This window comes from Brevundimonas diminuta (assembly GCF_050310045.1).
Taxonomy (GTDB): domain Bacteria; phylum Pseudomonadota; class Alphaproteobacteria; order Caulobacterales; family Caulobacteraceae; genus Brevundimonas; species Brevundimonas diminuta_F.
Genome location: NZ_CP190005.1, coordinates 2,342,411 through 2,359,963, shown reverse-complemented (window position 1 = coordinate 2,359,963; position 17,553 = coordinate 2,342,411). Strand labels below are relative to the sequence as shown.

General features: G+C 64.6%; 12 protein-coding genes, 1 pseudogene and 1 other annotated feature. Of the genes and pseudogenes, 7 read left to right on the top strand and 6 right to left on the bottom strand.

The genetic code is table 11. The features are described 5' to 3' along the window. Window positions 1–334 precede the first annotated feature (334 nt). Window positions 335–1,546 carry a dipeptidase gene (locus tag ACORJG_RS11380; RefSeq protein ID WP_427789125.1) on the bottom strand — a complete coding sequence of 404 codons (1,212 nt, stop codon included), beginning with the start codon at window positions 1,544–1,546 and terminating at the stop codon, window positions 335–337. A gap of 41 nt (window positions 1,547–1,587) precedes the next feature. Next, a complete protein-coding gene (locus ACORJG_RS11375) occupies window positions 1,588–3,906 on the bottom strand; it encodes a TonB-dependent receptor domain-containing protein (RefSeq protein WP_427789124.1) in 2,319 nt (772 codons plus the stop codon). A gap of 331 nt (window positions 3,907–4,237) precedes the next feature. On the opposite strand from ACORJG_RS11375, the pseudogene ACORJG_RS11370 reads away from it, so the two are divergent. Continuing rightward, window positions 4,238–4,660: pseudogene (locus tag ACORJG_RS11370) on the top strand (transposase); the annotation flags it as partial. Further along, window positions 4,520–4,636 (top strand) — a sequence feature (AL1L pseudoknot). (Overlaps the previous pseudogene by 117 nt.) A gap of 566 nt (window positions 4,661–5,226) precedes the next feature. Here ACORJG_RS11370 and ACORJG_RS11365 read toward each other — a convergent pair. Beyond that, window positions 5,227–5,430: a helix-turn-helix domain-containing protein gene (locus tag ACORJG_RS11365; RefSeq protein ID WP_427789123.1), complete on the bottom strand. Its 204-nt coding sequence runs from the start codon at window positions 5,428–5,430 to the stop codon at window positions 5,227–5,229. Between the two features lie 462 nt (window positions 5,431–5,892). Between ACORJG_RS11365 and ACORJG_RS11360 the strand changes: the two genes are divergently transcribed. The 5 genes from ACORJG_RS11360 (at window position 5,893) to ACORJG_RS11340 (ending at window position 12,758) form a co-directional block, all read left to right on the top strand. Further along, the gene (locus ACORJG_RS11360; RefSeq protein WP_427789122.1) at window positions 5,893–6,393 is read left to right on the top strand and encodes an RNA polymerase sigma factor; all 501 of its coding nucleotides are present in this window, start codon (window positions 5,893–5,895) and stop codon (window positions 6,391–6,393) included. Continuing rightward, a complete protein-coding gene (locus ACORJG_RS11355) occupies window positions 6,390–7,391 on the top strand; it encodes a FecR family protein (protein ID WP_427789121.1) in 1,002 nt (333 codons plus the stop codon). Before ACORJG_RS11360 ends, ACORJG_RS11355 begins: the two co-directional genes overlap by 4 nt. Before the next feature lie 129 nt (window positions 7,392–7,520). Further along, window positions 7,521–10,214 carry a TonB-dependent receptor domain-containing protein gene (locus ACORJG_RS11350; protein WP_427789120.1) on the top strand — a complete coding sequence of 898 codons (2,694 nt, stop codon included), beginning with the start codon at window positions 7,521–7,523 and terminating at the stop codon, window positions 10,212–10,214. A gap of 98 nt (window positions 10,215–10,312) precedes the next feature. Further along, window positions 10,313–11,989, top strand: a complete 1,677-nt coding sequence (locus ACORJG_RS11345; RefSeq protein WP_427789119.1) for an alkaline phosphatase D family protein — start codon at window positions 10,313–10,315, stop codon at window positions 11,987–11,989. A 7-nt stretch (window positions 11,990–11,996) separates the two neighbouring features. Next, on the top strand, window positions 11,997–12,758 hold the full coding sequence (locus ACORJG_RS11340) for an acid phosphatase (RefSeq protein ID WP_427789118.1): 762 nt from the start codon (window positions 11,997–11,999) through the stop codon (window positions 12,756–12,758). A 62-nt stretch (window positions 12,759–12,820) separates the two neighbouring features. Here the strand turns inward: ACORJG_RS11340 and ACORJG_RS11335 are convergent. From ACORJG_RS11335 to ACORJG_RS11325, 3 genes are all read right to left on the bottom strand, one after another. After that, a protein-coding gene (locus tag ACORJG_RS11335) for an IS5 family transposase (protein WP_427789117.1) occupies window positions 12,821–13,539 on the bottom strand; the annotation gives its coding sequence in 2 pieces (ribosomal slippage) (window positions 12,821–13,242 and window positions 13,242–13,539; 720 coding nt in all). Between the two features lie 128 nt (window positions 13,540–13,667). After that, on the bottom strand, window positions 13,668–14,858 hold the full coding sequence (locus ACORJG_RS11330; RefSeq protein WP_427789116.1) for an acyl-CoA dehydrogenase family protein: 1,191 nt from the start codon (window positions 14,856–14,858) through the stop codon (window positions 13,668–13,670). Continuing rightward, window positions 14,855–15,925 (bottom strand): phosphotransferase family protein, encoded by a 1,071-nt coding sequence (locus tag ACORJG_RS11325; protein WP_427789115.1) that lies wholly within the window; start codon window positions 15,923–15,925, stop codon window positions 14,855–14,857. Before ACORJG_RS11325 ends, ACORJG_RS11330 begins: the two co-directional genes overlap by 4 nt. Before the next feature lie 113 nt (window positions 15,926–16,038). Between ACORJG_RS11325 and ACORJG_RS11320 the strand changes: the two genes are divergently transcribed. Further along, window positions 16,039–17,520, top strand: coding sequence for a carotenoid oxygenase family protein (locus ACORJG_RS11320; protein WP_427789114.1), 1,482 nt, complete (start codon window positions 16,039–16,041; stop codon window positions 17,518–17,520). The last annotated feature ends 33 nt before the right edge of the window (window positions 17,521–17,553 follow it).

Genomic DNA, 17,553 nt, shown 5'->3' with positions numbered 1-17,553 from the left:
TCCCCAAGAGACGTTTCCTCCCATGAAACTGGCGGGCCGCGAATGCAGCCCGCGCTTTTCCTCATGTTGCGGGCGCGTCCCGGGCTGACCCGCGATTATAGGGTCTTGATCTTGGACAGGAGGCCCGACGGTGCTGAACCAGGGGATCTTCTCCAGCGACCTCTGAAGCCTATCGACCAATTCCCATCTCGGGCTTCAGACATCCCTCGCAGGCGCCGAGGACCTGCGCCTATGCTTCGCCATAGCCGGATGCGGTGCTTTACGAAGCTGCCTTCGTGCAGGCCTGATCCGCCCTGCGACGATCTTGGACGCAGGGCGGACCCTTGGGCCGGCGTCAATTGCGGCGCGCGGCCTCGGCGGCGCGCAGGACGCGCAGGAAGTTGCCGCTCCAGATGGCGCCAACCTGTTCTTCAGTATAGCCGCGACGCAGCAATTCGGCGGTGACGTTGGGGGCGTCCGCTTCGCTGTCGAAGCCTGTGACGCCGGCGCCGTGATCGAAATCCGTGCCGACGCCGACGTGGCGCCAACCGATCCGCCTGGCGATGTAATCGATGTGATCGACATAGTCCGAGATCGTCGCGCGGGGCACGATGGGCGCGAGTTCGTCCAGGAAGGCCTGTTGCGGCTCCGGGGCCAGGGAGCCGTAGCCGTCGTTGGCGGCGGCGAAGGCGGCGGGCAGGCCGTGGCGGACGCGGACCGCCGAGATTCTCTGCCGCTCGGCCTCGCTGGGCTGGCGCGCCAGATAGGTATTGAATGGCGAGACTTGGACCACGCCGTCGTTCTTCTTGATGGCGTCCAGTTCCGCGTCCGACAGGTTGCGGCTGTTGTCGACCAGGGCGCGGGCATTGGAATGGGTGGCGGCCACCGGCGCCCGCGTCAGCGCCAGGGTCTGGGCGAAGGCGTCGCTGGACAACTGCGATACATCGATCAGGACACCGAGATCGTTCAGTCGGGCGACGGCCTGCCGGCCGATGGGCGACAGGCCTCCATGTTCGGAAGGCGGGGTTTCGACAGGGCGTGAAGAATCCGACCAGCTGTTGTGACCCGCATGGTTGAAAGCGAAGACGCGCACGCCGTCGCGATAGAGGGCGTCGATCTGGCCCAGGTCGTCGCCCAGGGAACGGGCGTTCTGGAAGCCGATCAGAACGGCGATCTTGCCTTCGCCCGCCAGACGTTCGACGTCGTCGGCGCTGAGGGCGATGCCGACGCGCGTGGGGTTGTCGGCGGCGAAGGCGCGGATCTTCGCCAGTTTTGCGTTCACATCGGCGCGGGCGGCGGCGATCCCGGCGGCGTCTCGCGGCCCCGGACCAACCGCCAGCGACAGGACCACGGCGTCGACCTGGCCGCGGGTCAGATGATCCAGATCGACGCGGGAGCCTCCATCCGGCAGCCAGTAACGGGCTGGCGTTGAGGGCAGCAGGACGTCGGCGTGGCCGTCCAGCACCAGGGCGCGGCGGTGGACGGCGTCGGGGGTTTGCGCTGAGGCGGCGCTGGAGATGAGCAGCAGGGCGGCGGCTGACGCGCCGAGAAGCAGGCGGGAGGGCATGGGATTTCCTTGGCTGGCTGGGGAGACGTAAGGGGTGTCGGTCAGAAGGCGGCCGTCAGCGACACCTGCACTGTGCGCGGCGGGCCTGGACGGAAGGTGGCGGGGGTATTCACCGTGGTGGTGATGGCGCCGAGGTAGTCCTCGTCGAGGAGGTTATCGACGTTGAGGCGCAGGCCCAGCTCCTTCAACGGCCCCGCGCTCCAGCCGCCTCCGAAATCGACATAGGCGTTGACCACGGTGTAGGCGCGCGTCCGCTCCGTATTGGTGAAGTTGGAGAACCTCTCGCCGATGTGGCGGGCCGAGACGTTGGCGACGATCCAGGAGGTCGGCTCGATCGTCACCCCGCCCTGGATGATCCACTCGGGGCTATCCGGCACGGTGTTGCCGGATATGGTCAGAGCCGCGCCCGTGCCGGGGGTGAAGCCAGGGAGGTCGTCCTTGAACTCCACGATGTTGTAGCTGGCGTTGGCGTTGAAATAGGCCTTGCCGCCGGTCCATTCGGGCTTCCAGACGCCGCTGAACTCGGCGCCGTGGGCCTCTACCGCGCCGACGTTCTGGAAGAAGTTCTCGGTCGTGCCGCTGCCTGGAATGGTGACGGCGTAGGACTGGAGCCGGTTGTCGAAGGTGGTCTTGTAGAGCGCCAGCGCCGCGTTGAAGCTCGGCCGGTTGGTGCGGACGCCCAGTTCCCAATTCTTCGAGATTTCCGCGTCGGGCGTGCGCGCCGCTGGGCTGGCCAGGGCGAAGACGTCGTCGGCGCCGCGCGGCAGGGCCAGGTTCTCGGCGTATGAAGTGAAGATCTGCTCGGTGCGGCTGATGTTCCAGGTCAGGCCGATATTGGGCAGGAAGCCGTCCTTCCAGTTGTCGGAGATCGAGGGCTGGCGCTGATTGATATAGTCGGCCGGGTTCCGATAGCCGCTGATCTGGTAATCGATATCGAGGGCCTTGACGCCCAGTTCGATCTTCAGCCGGTCGTCCAGCAGATGGATGACGTCCTGCAGGAACAGCTGCCGCGTCTCGCGCGTCGAGACGAAATCTCTCTGACGATGGACGGCTTCGTTCAGCAGGGGATCGCCGTCGGGGCTGCCGTCCGCCTGATTATAGCGGGTCTGGGTGCGGTGATAGTCGTCGGTCTCGATCCAGACGCCGCCGGTCAGGCTGTGGCGGCCCACCTCCCAGATGGCCCGGGCGACCAGGCCCTTGCGTTCGCCGTCCACGGTGGAAAGGCCGTACTGGAGCCCGCGCGGGGCGGCCAGGCCCGGCAGGATCAGGCGCTGGTTGTTGTAGCTGGTCAGGGAGGCGGCGTAGGCTTCGGGCGAGACGCCGTAGCCCTCCTTGTCCTCATAATAGGCTGTGCCTTCCAGCCGGAAGTTCTGGCCCAGGGGCAGGGCGCCGGACAGGCGATAGAGCGTGTCCGTCCGGCTGTTCACCGCCTGCTTGTAGTACTGGTTGTAGAGCGGATTGGAATAGACGACGCCCGTCGTTGTCTGCGGCAGGACCGGCACATGGCCCAGATAGGCGAAGTCGCGTCCGCTGCGGCCGAAGGCGTCGCCAGCCGCGCCCGCGTACTGGGCCTTGGTGATGGCCGGGGCGTCGTAGTCGAAGTAGTCGTTCCAGACGACGCCGAAAACCGCCTCGGCGCAGTTGCTCGCCTGATAGCGCAGCTTGCCCTCGGCGTGCTTGCGGTTGAGGTCGCCCGGTCCGCGCCACAGGTCGGCTGAGAAGTCGGAATAGCTGATATAGGCCGAGGCGCCGCCATGCTTGCCGGTGTCGACCCGCAGAAAGCCGCGTTTCAGGTTGTCGCTGCCCGTTGTCAGCGTGGTGGCGACGCCGAAAGTTTCCGCCGGATCAATCGTCACATACTGGACGATGGGGCCGAGTGAGGAATAGCTGGGCTGGGCGACGTCTCCGGCGCCCTGAGAGGCGGTGACGCGCGCCAGATTTTCATTCTCGACGTAGCGGAAGATGGGGCTGCCGCCGAACTGGTCTGAACGCCCCGTCGGCGCCCCGTCCAGCACGAAGCCGATCTGCTGGAAGTTGAAGGCTCGCACCGAGACCGAGTTGCCGAACTCGTAAAGCCCCAGGGCGTCGTTGGCCTGGACGTTGAAGCCGGGCAGGCCCTCCAGCATCTTCAGGCCCGAGACGCCCGCCGGAGCCGACAGCAGGGCTTCACGCGTAATGGAAATGGTGTTGGAGACCTGGTCCGTTCCGATGGCGAGCGTCGCCTCGGAGGTGCGGCGCCCGGTGACGACCACATCCTCGACCTGCGCCGTGTGCGGATCGGCCTGGGCGAGGGCCGGACCTGCGCTCAATGTCGCCAGCGCCGCCCCCGCGGCCCACTGAAGCGCTCGAAACTCTTTCATGATGGACAGCCCCCGCTGTGGCGCTCAGTCCGGATGGACTGACCTCTGATCTCGCTGTTGCGAGAAGGGGAGTGTTCCGGCGGGATGGGAACCCTTGCAAACGAGAAAATGGCAGTAATGTTGTAGAAAAACTGCGTATATTCTCGCGCGACATCTTATATCGAAGGTCGTGTTCGCATGGCCTTGAAGCCTGTCGATCAGATTATCTTCAGAAAGGACGGCGGCTCGGCTTGCTCCCTGGGCGCGGCTGTGGAGCGTATAAGAGTGTTTGGTCCCATTGAACCGCTCTGGGGTTCGCGGAGGCTCCAACACCTGAGTAGGCTGGAGCCCGATGAGCAAGACAACGAACAAGTCTGCACCTGAGGTCCGCGTTCGCGCGGTTCGGATGGCGCTGGATCATGGCGGAGAGCCTCCGACACGCTGGACGGCGGTTGTTTCGGCAGCGAATAAGATCGGCTGCTCGGCGCATACGCTGAACGAGTGGATGAAGAAGGCGCAGGTAGACAGCGGCCGGCGCGCCGGCGTTCCGACGGATCTGGCCGAGAAGCTCAAGGCGCTGGAGCGGGGAGAACTGGGAGCTTCGTCAGGCCAATGAGATCCTTCGCAAGGCGTCGGCCTATTTCGCGCAGGCGGAGCTCGGCCGCTCGTTCAAGCGATGATCGCCTTCTTCGACGATCACCGGCACGTCTATGGGGTCGAGCCGATCTGCAGGGTTCTGCCGATCGCCCCGTCGCCCGGTCACGAGCATGTCGCCCCGACGCCGTGATCCAAGCGCACCGTTGATCTGCGCCTCATGGAGGCGGACATTCACGCTCCTTGCCTAGATAAAAACGGACCCTCATTCAAAGCTCAGATCAAAAGGAAGGCACCTCCCACTGCCATCGAGCAGCCTGTCCGTAATTTTTTCGTAAGAAGTTGAGGTACATCGGCTCTGTTACGTCTGCGAACCAGATTGATCAGCAGAAACCGTTGGCGCCGCGCACCTTGCAGGAGCAAGTCAGGATATGAAGGAACCTCGGTCAGATGCGGACGCCGCATCGGCGACGACGCGTTCTGCGCGCATCGACAGCCTGAGTCGGCGTAATCGCACCGCATTGATCCGCTTCTTCAGCAGCCGAACTACTGTCTCCACGATCAACATCCCATTCTCGCCAACTGATCAAAACCAGTCGGCCGACTATAACCTCAGGATGAAGGGGTCCTTTTTGCACGCTGATCACCCCACGAAGGGGGGGCCTATTGCACACTGATCCTCACCTTAGGCGCAAGTCGGGCAGGCAATCTGGATGAATTAGCCGCCGCAGCACAGTTGAGGGAGGGTTAGGCGAAGAGGTCGCCGATGACGCAGCCTAAAGCCACCGCCAGTCGTTGGAGCACGGTGGCGGTGGGATTGCGCACGCCCCGCTTGATCCCCGACAAATAGGTCCGGTGCATGTCGGCCTCAAAGGCCAGTTGCTCTTGCGACAGGCCTTTAGCCTCCCTCAGTCGCCGTACATTGCGGCCATTTCGTTTGAGCACGTCCATCCCGGGGATGGACGGCTAACGTAGCCAATGAGGCTGCAGACGATGAGTCATATTCAAGCTTGACTGCCGCCTTTGTTCCATGGGTCCGAGCTTATCCATATGTGACTTATAGAATGCGGCGCCCGGACCCGATTGCTGACGGTTATGGGCGTTACGTTCAACTGAGCGGTGTTTGGCTATGGAAGGGCCCTCAAACCACTGCGTGGTTTCTAAGGACCATCGCGTATTATCCGATTTCGGCGCTCAGCGGCAGTGTCGAATAGCCGAACCCCGCGGGCGATAATCTATCGGTGGGTGCCGGGCCGCGCCGGAATGAGATACGGCGAAGGGTGTCTTTGCAAAACTGGCGCGATGGTGTGGGCGATCTGTCGCAAATCCCGGGCAAGTTAGCAGTGGGGATGAAATTGCGGCAAGTCTATGGGAACCCAAGGCGGGGCAAGCGGTGGGCGTGACGGCCGCTCATTGAACTATCTGCTGGCTCGTTACGGGGTGGATATCCGCACTGCGCTGGTCCGGCGCTATGGTCCTCAGCAGGATGGAGTGGACGACGCCCTTCAGCAGGCTTTCCTGCGGTTCAGCACGCTGGAAAATCGGGAGGGTGTGGCGGATCCTCGGGCCTTTCTGTTCGTCATGGCGCGCAACGCCCTGAAAGACGCCATCCGTCGCGCCGATAGCCAGAAGCGGCGCTGGAAGGCGCTGGCCGACACCGCGCCGCCGCAACATGAAATCAGTCCTGAGGAGGTCCTGTTGAGGCGCGAGGAACAGGAGGCGTTGGATCGCAGCATTCAGGCGCTGGACCCCGATGCGCGGGGGCTTTTGCAGATGAGCCGGATCGAGGGGCTGACCTATGCGGAGATCTCGCGCTTGACGGGGCGCTCTCCGGCGGACATCAGCCGCACGATCGCGCGGACGCTGATCGAGTTGCGTCGCGCTGTTCAGATACGTGGGACGAAGGCGGCATGACGGCGCGGAATGATGCGCCGCCCATCGAACAGGCGTTGGAATGGTTGGCGCTGCAGTGCGGCGGGCCGATCAGTGCGGCGGATCGCCGGGCGTTCGAAGCCTGGCGTTCGGCCTCGCCGGATCATGCGGCGGCCTATGCCGAGGCTGAGGCGCTGTGGGCGCGGCTGGATTGGTCGGAGGCGTTGAACCAGCAGAGTATGGGTGCGACGCAGGTCGCGCCGCCCACATCGCCGCGTGCCTTGCCGCGCGGGGCGCCGCGTCGTTGGACGCCGCCGTCGCGCCGGGGCCTGATGGCTATGGCGGCAGGGATCGGGGCGCTGGCGGTGACGCCTTTGGCTCTGCAGATCGTGAGCGGAGAGCGACGCCGGTTCGCGACCGAGGTGGGCCAGATCCGTCATCTGTCGCTGGAGGACGGTTCGCGCGTGTCGCTGGGCGGGCGTTCGGTTCTGGCGACCCGCGTCGGCGACCGGGTGCGGCAGATGCGGCTGGACGCGGGCGAGGCCTTCTTTGATGTGGCGCGCGATGAGACGCGCATCTTTACCGTGGTGGGCGCCGGGCTGAAGGCTGAGGCGCTGGGCACGGCGTTCGAGGTCCGGCTGGGCGAACTGGGACCGGAGGTCTTTGTTGAACAGGGGCGGGTGCGGGTGACCGCCACGGCGACGGGCGAGCAGACTGTCATCGGCGCGGGTGAACGCGCGGCTCTGCGCGGCGGGGCGTTGAAACGGGCTGCGATCAATCCGGCGGGCGTCGCCCCGTGGCGGCGTCAACGCTTCAGCTTCATCGACCAGCCGCTGTCGGAAGTTGTGGCCGAGGTGAACCGCTATTACCGTCCGGGCGTAACGATCGCCTCGCCCGAGCTGGGCGCGCGCAAGGTGACGGCGGCCTTCACCATTGAGCAGATTCCGCAGGCTCTGGAGAGTCTGGCGCAGGAGCTGAACGGCCATCTGGCGCGCCGCAGGAACGCCGAGGGCGAGATCCAAATGATGCTGAAAAGCTGAGTTATCTTGAAGCTTTAATGAAATCGCCCGCTGGGCTGGAAGGGTGAGGATCGGCCTGCGTCTTGGGGATGTCGAAGCTGTTGGGGGCCGTGTCGGCTGCTGGCTTCGCGCATTGCTCAGGGGATAGAGTTGATCATTCGTCGTTCCACGCTGAAGGCCGTCGCCACGTCTTCCGCCGCCGTTTTTGTGCTGGCCGCCGCTGCTACGCCCGTGTTGGCGCAAGTCCAATCCGCCCCGGCTGCAGCCCAGGTTCACGCCGTCCGCATCGAGGCCCAGGCGCTGGACCGCGCGGTGGTCGCCCTGGCTGAGCAGACGGGTGCGGTGATCGTCGCCGCAGGCGTTTCACTGGATAACCGCCGCTCGGCCGTGCTGACCGGCTCGATGACGGCGGCGGAGGCGCTGGCCCGGCTGCTGGAAGGCACGAACCTGACGTTCCGGCGCGACCCGAACGGCGCCTTCGTCATCGTTTCGGCCGCCGAGGCTCGGGCTGAAACGACCCAGATCGGCGACGTGGTCGTCACCGCCCGTTTCGATCCGCTGAGCCGTCTTCAGAAGGGCGCGACCGACAGCTTCACCGGCCTTGATCGTTCGCTGCTGGAGACGCCGCGTTCGGCGTCGCGCGTCAGCTCGGACACCATCGCCCGCTATGGGATGGAGAACGTCGACGATCTGGTCGCCGCCGTGCCGGGCGCCTATACGGCCAGCTTTTTCGGCGTGCCCGGCAACCTGAACGTGCGCGGCACCCTGGCCGACACCTATTTTCAGGGCTTCAAGCGGATCGAGAACCGGGGCAGCTTTTCGTCCAACCTGGGCGCCGCCGCCTATGTCGAGGTGCTGCGCGGACCGTCCTCGCCCATCTATGGCCCCGGCAAGGTCGGCGGCCTGCTGAACTTCGTGCCCAAATCGGCGCGCGGCGTCGATGCGCGCTATGCCGATGAGATGAGCGGCGGCGTCAATGTCACCGTCGGTTCCTATGGGCGACGCAATGCGGCGGCGGACATCGTCGTGCCGGTGGGCGAGGGCGGCTTCGCCTTCTATGTCGAGCGCGAGGACTCCGATTCCTATTACCGCAATGTCCATCCTGAGCACTTGAACCTTCAGGCCACCTATGTCGGCGACTTCGGCGACGGCTGGTCGGGCGAAGTCAATCTGATGCACTTCAAGGAGTCGGGTCGCATCCAGTCGCCGGGCTGGAACCGGGTGACGCAGAACCTGATCGACAACGGCGTCTACATCACCGGGCGCGATACCGATCTGGTCGATCTGGATGGCTCGGGCATGATCGAATACGGCGAGATCGACGCCGCCTTCGGCGCCTGGGGCGGCACGTCCAACATCCGCCAGATCCTGGAATACGGCGGCAAGAACAATCCGAAGTTCGCCCTTGATGAAGGCGTCGGCACGACCCGCTTAAGCCGCCGCAACGTCATGGCGGATGACGCCGACTATAACGACAGCCGCACCTTCACCGCCTATGCTGGCCTGCAGAAGGAGATGGCGAACGGTTCGGTGCTGGCCTTCAAGGCCTTCATGGATGACATTGAGAATCAGCGTTTCAACAGCTTCGGTTTCGCTGCCGACTATGACGCCCGCGCCCTCGAGGGCCGTGTAACCTACAGCTTCCCTTCGCGCTTCGGCCAGCACGTCAGCGCCGACACCGTCATCGGCGCCGGTTATCGCGACCATACGGCCAAGCAGTATGAAAGCTTCCTGTCCGGCTATATCGCCCTGAACCGTCGCGACCTGTCGCACGGCTCGACGGCGGGCGATCGCATCGCCGCGCCCCTGATGAAGAACGGGGAGCAGATGTGGGACTCGCGGCATGAGATGGAGTGGAACAGCCGCTCGGTCTTCGCCATGAGCGACATCACTATCTTCGACCGTTTCAGCATCCTGGCCGGGCTGCGCTGGGACGATTACGACGTGAAGGCGATCAACAAGGGCGAGACGGTCTTCGGCCTGAAGGATACCTGGGTCGAGAACAGCAAGGACGCCGTCACCTGGTCGCTGTCGGCCCGCTATGAGACGCCGTGGGGCCTGACCCCCTATGTCACCGTGGCCGAGCCGCGCTCGCTGGAATCGAGCCAGACCGGCGGCGTGTCGGTCGGCACGGTGACCAGCAATCTGTTCATCTCGCCGTCGGAACTGAAGGAAGTCGGCGTCAAGTTCTCGCTGTTCGACGGCGCTCTGTTCGGCGGCGCAGCCTATTATGAGCAGTTCCGCCGCCAGACCGACATCATGGGCAATGTCAGCGGCACCACCTCGGACGGTTTCGAGCTGGAGGCCCACTGGCTGGCCAGCGACAAACTCAGCTTCACCACCGCCCTGACGCTGCAGGAAACGCGCGTGGATGCGCCGGGCAAGGGCAAGGGCGAGTATCTGGAACTGCGGCCCGAACAACTGGGCTTTGATCCGGTCCTGTCCTACGGCGGCACCTTCGCGGTGAACAATGCGGGCAGTTTCCCGGAACTGGCGGACGGCTATGTCGTGCGCACCATGCCCGACACCGTGTTCAGCCTGTTCGGCGCCTATACGACCGAGCCATTCAACCTGATGGGCGCCGAGGCCAGCGCGGGCTTCACCGCCGGGGCCACCTATGTCTCGGAAACGGGCGGCATTCTGGAAAGCAGCCTGCGTCTGCCGGGCTATACGCTGGCCAAGGCGGCGGCCTATGTGAAGGTGCGCAACGTCACCGTCTCGGCCAACATCGATAACCTGTTCGACGAGGAATACTTCACCCCCTCGGCCGAGGTTTACAAGGAAGTCGCCGTTATGCCCGGCCTGCCGCGCATGTTCCGGGTGAACCTGGCCTATCGTTTCTAAGGTCCGATGATCTGTCCGGCGGCCGGGATGAACGGCCGCCGGAAGGCTTTATTCCGCGCCGCCTGCACGGCGCCTCTCGAACGAAAAGAGTATGTTCGATGACGCAGAACCTACGTCTGTCGCGCCGCGGCGCCCTGGCCCTGATGAGCGGGGGCGCGGCGCTGGCCGGTCCCGCCGCCGCGCGCGCGCCGCTTGATCCGGCCGTCTTCACCCATGGTATTGCGGCGGGCGATCCGACGCAGGGCGGCTTTGTCATCTGGACCCGGGCGACGGGGCAGGGCGGCGTGGTCAATCTGCGTTGGGAAGTCGCTGAGGACGAAGGTTTCACCCGCATCGTCCAGTCCGGCACGGTTCAGGCTGCGGCTGAGCGCGACCACACGGCCAAGGTCGATGTGACGGGTCTGCGCGCCGGGCGTGAATATTTCTATCGCTTCCGCAGCGCCGATGCGGTCTCAGCCATCGGTCGGGCGCGCACCCTGCCGGGCAGCGGGGTCGAACAGGCGCGGCTGGCGGTGGTGTCCTGTTCCCACTACGGCTTCGGCTATTTCAACGCCTATCGCGCCATCGCCGATCTGGAAGAGCCGGTGGACGCGGTCGTTCACCTGGGCGACTACATCTATGAATACGGCGTCGACGGCTATGGCGGCGAAGAAAGCCGCGCACTGGGCCGCGAACACGATCCGGCGCATGAGATCGTCACCCTGGACGACTATCGCCGTCGCTTCGCCCAGTATCGCACCGACCCTGACCTTCAGGCCGCCCACGCCCGCGCCGCCTTCATCACCGTCTGGGATGATCACGAGACGGCGAACAACAGCTGGATGGGCGGCGCGCCTGACCACGATGAGGATACTGAAGGCCCGTGGGATCGTCGTCGTGATGCAGCGATCCAGGCCTATTTCGAATGGCTGCCCATGCGTGATCCGGCGCCGGGCCGCCCGGCCCATGTGCTGAACCGCGTCTATGATTTCGGCGACCTGCTGTCGCTGATCGCGGTCGAGACGCGCCTGACCGGCCGCACCAAGGCGCCCAGCGCCTCACGCGAGATGATCTTCGACGCCGAGGGCCGCCCCGACGCCGCCCGTTTTGAGGCCGAGGTGCTGAACCGCCCAGAACGCTCCATGATGGGCGCGACGCAGGAAGCCTGGCTGGAAGACGCCCTGACCGCCTCTGTTCAGCGCGGAGCGACTTGGCAGATGCTGGCCAATCAGGTCGTCGTGGCTCGGATGCGGGCGCCGGACTTCATGTCCGTCATGCCCGAAGACCTGCTGGAAGAAGCCATGTCGCGGCCCGGCTCGCGCCGCTGGCTGGAAAGCACCCGCCTGGGCCTGCCGATCAATCTGGACGCCTGGGACGGCTATCCGGCGGCGCGCCTTCGCCTGTATGACGCCGCCCGCCGCAGCGGCGCCCGAATGGCCATCCTCAGCGGCGATACGCATATGTTCTGGGGCAACCGCCTGCACGATCCGCGCGACGAAAGCTTCGTCGGCGTCGAGTTCGGGACCGGCAGCGTCACCTCGCCCGGCGGCTATGAAACCATCAGCCCGGACCCCCGCATCTATGAGGTCGCGGAAAAGGCTCTGGTCGCCAAGAACCCCGACGTCCGTTTCGCCCACGTGCGCGATCATGGCTTCCTGATCGTCAGCATCACGCCGGACGCCCTGACGTGCGACTATCACCAGGTGGCGGATATCGAGACGCGTGACGGCCGGGCGTGGCGCTTCGCCCGCATCACGACGGATCGCACGGGCGACTTCCAAGTGACGGAGGGCTGAGATGCGCATGCGGTCTTTGGCCGCCGCTGCGCTTGGTCTGGTTATGTCGGCCTGCGCCTCCGGTCAGGACCCGTCGCTGTGGCAAGGTTACGCCGACCACCCCGAAGGATATCTGGTGGCGAACAGCGACTTTGAGGCGCTCGCCTTTCTGCCGCCGCCTCCGGAAGACGGCTCCTTGAGGGCCCAGAACGATCTGGCGGTCTATCGCGCGACGCGAACTATGAAGGGGCAGGCGCGCTGGGCCCAGGCGACCGCCGACGCGGAGATCGTCACGCCCTCAGCGCCCGAAGTCTTCAGCGAGGCGCTCGGGGCTCGTTTTGATCCCAGCCGGACGCCGACGCTGGCGCTGTTGCTGGGCCGGATGCACGCCGACCTTGAGATGATCCAGGCCTCGGCCAAGGCGCGCTATGCCCGGCCGCGTCCCTTTGTGTCCGAACCAGCAGACATCTGCGTCGAGGCGGCTCCGTGGTTGACCGAGAGCGGTTCCTATCCCTCAGGTCATGCTGCCATGGGCTGGGCGTGGGCGTTGATCTTGGCGGAACTCGCGCCGGACCGCGCTGAAGCGATCCTGACGCGTGGTCTGGCTTACGGCGACAGTCGAACGATCTGCGGCGTCCACTACGTCAGCGACGTGGAGGCGGGGCGCCTGGTTGGGGCGGCCCTGGTGGCGCGATTGCTGGCTGATCCGGCATTTCGGCGCGATCTGAAACGCGCTCAGATAGAATGGCGGCGGAGCTGCTTGCAACCCGCCTCCGTCATCGCGCCATGAAGCAGATCTATCCCATGATAGTTTAGCGACCGTCGCCTAATCAGTTGTTCTAGGGTCCGGACTCATTTGGTCCAGAGGGTGATGGCGGCGACGAGGCATAGGCCAGCGAGGTAGTTTCTGGCGGTCTTGTCGTATCGGGTGGCGACAGCGCGGAAGTCCTTGAGGCGGCAGAAGGCTCGTTCGACGGCGTTTCGGAGCCTGTTGGCTGCGGCGTCGAAGGGATGGCGGTTCACGCGGTTGATCTTGTTGGGGATCACCGGGGTTGTGCCGCGTTCGGTGAGCAGACGGCGCAGAGCGTCGCCGTCGTAGGCGCGGTCGGCCAGCAGGCTCTGGCTGGGCGCACTGGCGAGGACCAGGTCGTGAGCCGCGACGATGTCCGGCGCCTGGGCCGGCGAGAGCTGGAGCACGCGAGGCCGTCCGGCCTTGTCCACCAGCAGATGGACCTTGGTGGTGCGCCCGCCGCGCGAGCAGCCTATGGCTTGGGGCGAGGCCCCCCTTTTCCACCGCTTGCCGACCGGTGCGCCTTGACGGAGGTCGCGTCGATCATCGCCGCCACCGGCGGATCGGCGTCCTCGTTCAGGGCCGTCAGGATCCGCTGCCACAGGCCCCGTTTGCTCCAACGGTTGTAGCGGTTGAACACCGTCGTGTACGGCCCATAGACCTCTGGCAGCGCCCGCCAGCGACACCCCTCGAGCAGGCGATGCACGATCCCCGAGATCACCCGACGATCATCCACACGTCGCTTGCCCGCATAGACCTTGGGAATGTGCGGCTCGATCACCGCCCACTGCGCGTCCGAAAGCCAAAGTGATCCGCCATGTCCAAGCCTCCCTGGAAGCTTGAATCACAGCCGACCCTTCAACTCAATTGGGTACAGACCCTAGATCCGCACGGCTTCATTTGACGGGTTCAAGTCGTTTGAACTGACAGGCCCTGACGCTTGACGGCCTTGGCCAGGCTCCAGCGATGCACCTCGCTCGGCCCATCATAAATCCGAAAGGCGCGGACTTCGCGGAAGATCTGTTCCACCACAGTATCGCCCGAGACGCCGGATCCTCCCATGATCTGGACGCAGCGGTCAGCAATACGGAACAGGGCTTCGGATACTGCGACCTTTGTCATCGAGCTTTCGGTTGTGCCTAGGGCGCCGGTATCCAGAACACTGGCGCACCAGTCGATCATCAGTTCGGCCTGTTTTAGCTCGATCATATTGTCGGCCAGCATGAAACCGACACCTTCGTGGTCGATCAGGGGCTTGCCGAAGGCGTGGCGTTTGACCGCGTAGGCGGTGGCGATTTCCTGCGCGCGGCGGCAGGCGCCGAGCCAGCGCATACAGTGGCTGAGACGGGCAGGGCTGAGGCGAACCTGGGCATATTTGAAGCCCTGATGCGGTGCGCCGAGAATCTGGTCGCCGGGTATGCGCAGGTCTTTCAGAGCGATGATGGAATGGCCGCCGGGCATGGAGGAATCAATCGTCTCCATGACCCTTTCGACGCGCACCGCCGGATGCGGAAGGTCGACCAGGAACATGGTGGCGGCGACCTTGCCGTCTCCGGCGTCGGTGCGGGCCATGACGATGCCGACAGAAGCGCCGACCGCGCCGGTGATGAAGGCCTTGCGACCGTTGATGATCCAGTCGTCGCCGTTCTGGACCGCCGTGGTTTGAAGCATGGAAGGATCGGCGCCCGCTCCGCCGTCCTCGGCCGGTTCGGTCATGAAGAAGGCCGAGCGGGCCTCGCCGCTGACCAATGGATCGAGGAAGCGACGCTTCTGAGCGTCGTCTGCGACTCTGCCCAGCAGATACATATTGCCTTCGTCGGGGGCCATGACGTTGAGGGCGACCGGGCCCAGAGGCGACAGTCCCGATGCCTGGAGCGCCAGCGCCGTCGCCCGCTGTGACAGGTGAGCGCCGTCAACGCCGATATGGGGCGTCAGCAGTTGGGCCTCGCGGGCCAATCCGCGCAGTTCAGCGACGAGTTCGTCAGTAGGCCCGTGCGCGGTGGCGCGTGGATCTTTTTCATAGGGTATGACGACATCACGGACGAACCGTTCGATGCGCTCGGCGATGGCGCGGCCCGGGTCGAGGTCGGTCTGGCTCATGGTGTCGTCTCCGTCTGGGCCCAGGCGAGGGCGGCGAGTTCGGGCAGGTTGTCCGCCATGGTCTGGGCGTGGGCCGAGGCGGCGGTGCCGCGCGCGATCCGTCCCTTGATGCCGTGGAAAATAGCGGCCAGCCGGAACATGTTGAAGGCCATGTAGAAGCGCAGTTCCTGCGCTGTGGGCGGCGTGCGTCCGACGCGCTCGCAATAGGCGGCCAGATAGTCGGCTTCACTGGGGATGCCCAAAGCCGCCAGGTCTGCGCCCGCAAAACCGCCGATCATGTGCGGCGGCAGGCGGTACATCATCAGGTGGTAGGTGAAGTCGCCCATGGGGTGTCCCAGGGTGGACAGTTCCCAGTCCAGCACGGCGCGCACTTCGGCCCGGTCTGGCGCGAACACGGCGTTGTCGGCGCGGAAATCACCGTGGACGACGGAAACGGTCCCGTCGTCCGGCGGGGCGTGCTTCGGCAACCAGGTGACGAGGCGGTCCATGTTCGGGTCGCGTCCGGCCAGGTCGTCCTCAAGATACTGGCGCGACCAGCGAGTGATCTGGCGGGCGAAGAAGCTGCCCGGTCTGCCATAGTCGCCAAGGCCGATGGCTTCGACATCCAGACAATGCAGGCGGGCGATCGTGGCGTTCAGAGCGTCAAAATGCGCGGTGCGGCCATCAGGGGACAGATCGGGCAGGGTGGGCGACCAGAAGATGCGCCCCTCGATCATCTCCATAAGATAGAAGGGCGAGCCGATGACGGCGTCATCCTCGCACATGATCAAGGGGGCCGGCACGGGGAAGCCGGCCTGTCGTAGCGCCGAGATGACCCTGAATTCACGATCGACCGCGTGTGCGCCTTTCAGCACGGCGCCGGGCGGTTTGCGGCGGAGGACAAGGGTGCCGGTGTCGGTGTCCAGACGATAGGTCGGATTGGACTGGCCGCCGTTGAACTGTCGGACATCCCTGAGTTCACCCACCGCCGGAGCATGACGCCGCAGCCAGTCGCTCAGGCGATCCTGCGGCAATTCGTGGCCTGCGCGGATCGGGCTTGCGCCCTCAAATGCAGCTTGTTGGGTCATGCGTCATCCTGTGGCCTGCGCCAATGTCGCAAGCGTCCTCAAAAAAGACTCTCATATAACTTGCGTAAATAGACCAAAAGCGCGAGGGTTCGTCCAGAGCCAGGAGACGAACCATGCAGATCGAGCGGTTGTCGCCCATCAACGCGACCCTCAAACCCAGCAACCATCCCTATCTCAGCGGGCCATGGACCCCTCAGCATGAGGAGGTGAATGCTTTTGATCTGGAAGTGATCGAAGGCGAGATTCCGACAGACATCGACGGCGTCTACATCCGCAACACCGAAAATCAGGTGCACACGCCGCTTGGGCGGTATCACCCGTTCGACGGCGACGGGATGCTGCATCAAATCAGCTTCCGCAATGGCAGGGCTGACTATCGGAACCGCTTCATCCGCAGTCGCTGTTTTCAGGCGGAGCAGCAGGCTGGCGAGAGCCTGTGGGGCGGTATGATGGATGGGCCGGAGGTGTCCAGACGCCCCGGTTTCGGTGCCCATGGTGGGCTGAAGGACTCAGCCAGCACCGATGTGGTGGTCCATGCAGGCAAGGCGCTGGCGACCTTCTATCAGTGCGGCGAGGCCTATCAACTGGATCCCAACACTCTGGACGATGAAGGCGTGGCGTCCTGGGCGCCGCTGGACGGGGTGTCGGCCCATGCACGGGTGGATGAACGGACCGGCGAGCTGCTGTTCTTCAACTACTCCAAGCACGCGCCCTATATGTACTATGGCGTGGTTGCGCCAGACGGGCGGCGGACTCATTACACGCCGGTCCCCCTGCCAGGGCCGCGCCTGCCGCATGACATGATCTTCAGTGAAAACTATACGATCCTGAACGATTTCCCGATGTTCTGGGACGAACGGGCGTTGAAGGCAGGCTATCACGCCGTGCGCTATCGTCCCGACATGCCGTCGCGCTTCGCCGTCATTCCTCGTTATGGTGAGACGAAGGACATCCGTTGGTTCGAGGCGGCGCCGACCTATGTCCTGCACTTCCTCAATGCCTATGAGGAAGGCGACGAGATCATCATGGACGGCTATTTCCAGGAAAAGCCGATGCCGGATCCACTGGCTGATCTGCCGGAGATTCATGCCGAGCACGCCCACATGATGGCCTTTGTTGATGAGAACAGCTTCCGGCCGAAACTGCATCGCTGGCGCTTCAATCTGAAGGACGGCACGACGAAGGAAGAGCGGCTGGATGACCGTCTGGTCGAGTTCGGCACCATCAATCAGCAATACGCCGGTCAACCCTATCGTTACGCCTACAGCACCACGACGAAGCCCGGCTGGTTCCTGTTCAACGGCTTCATCAAGCATGATCTGAAGACCGGCGAGTCCTGGACTGTGAACCTTCCGGACGGCCGCTATGCCAGCGAGGCGCCGTTCGCGCCGCGCATCGGCGCCACGGACGAAGACGACGGCTATCTGGTCAGCTTCATCATCGACGAACACGCGGGTCGGTCGGAATGCGCGCTGATCGACTGCAAGCGGTTCGACGCGGGACCGGTCTGTCGCATCGCCCTGCCGCACAAGATCAGCTCCGGCACCCATGCTTGCTGGACGGATCGTCGCTTTCTGCCGGACGGGGATATCTGAGGCGGGCGCGCGCTGCGGATGGGGCGGGTCGCT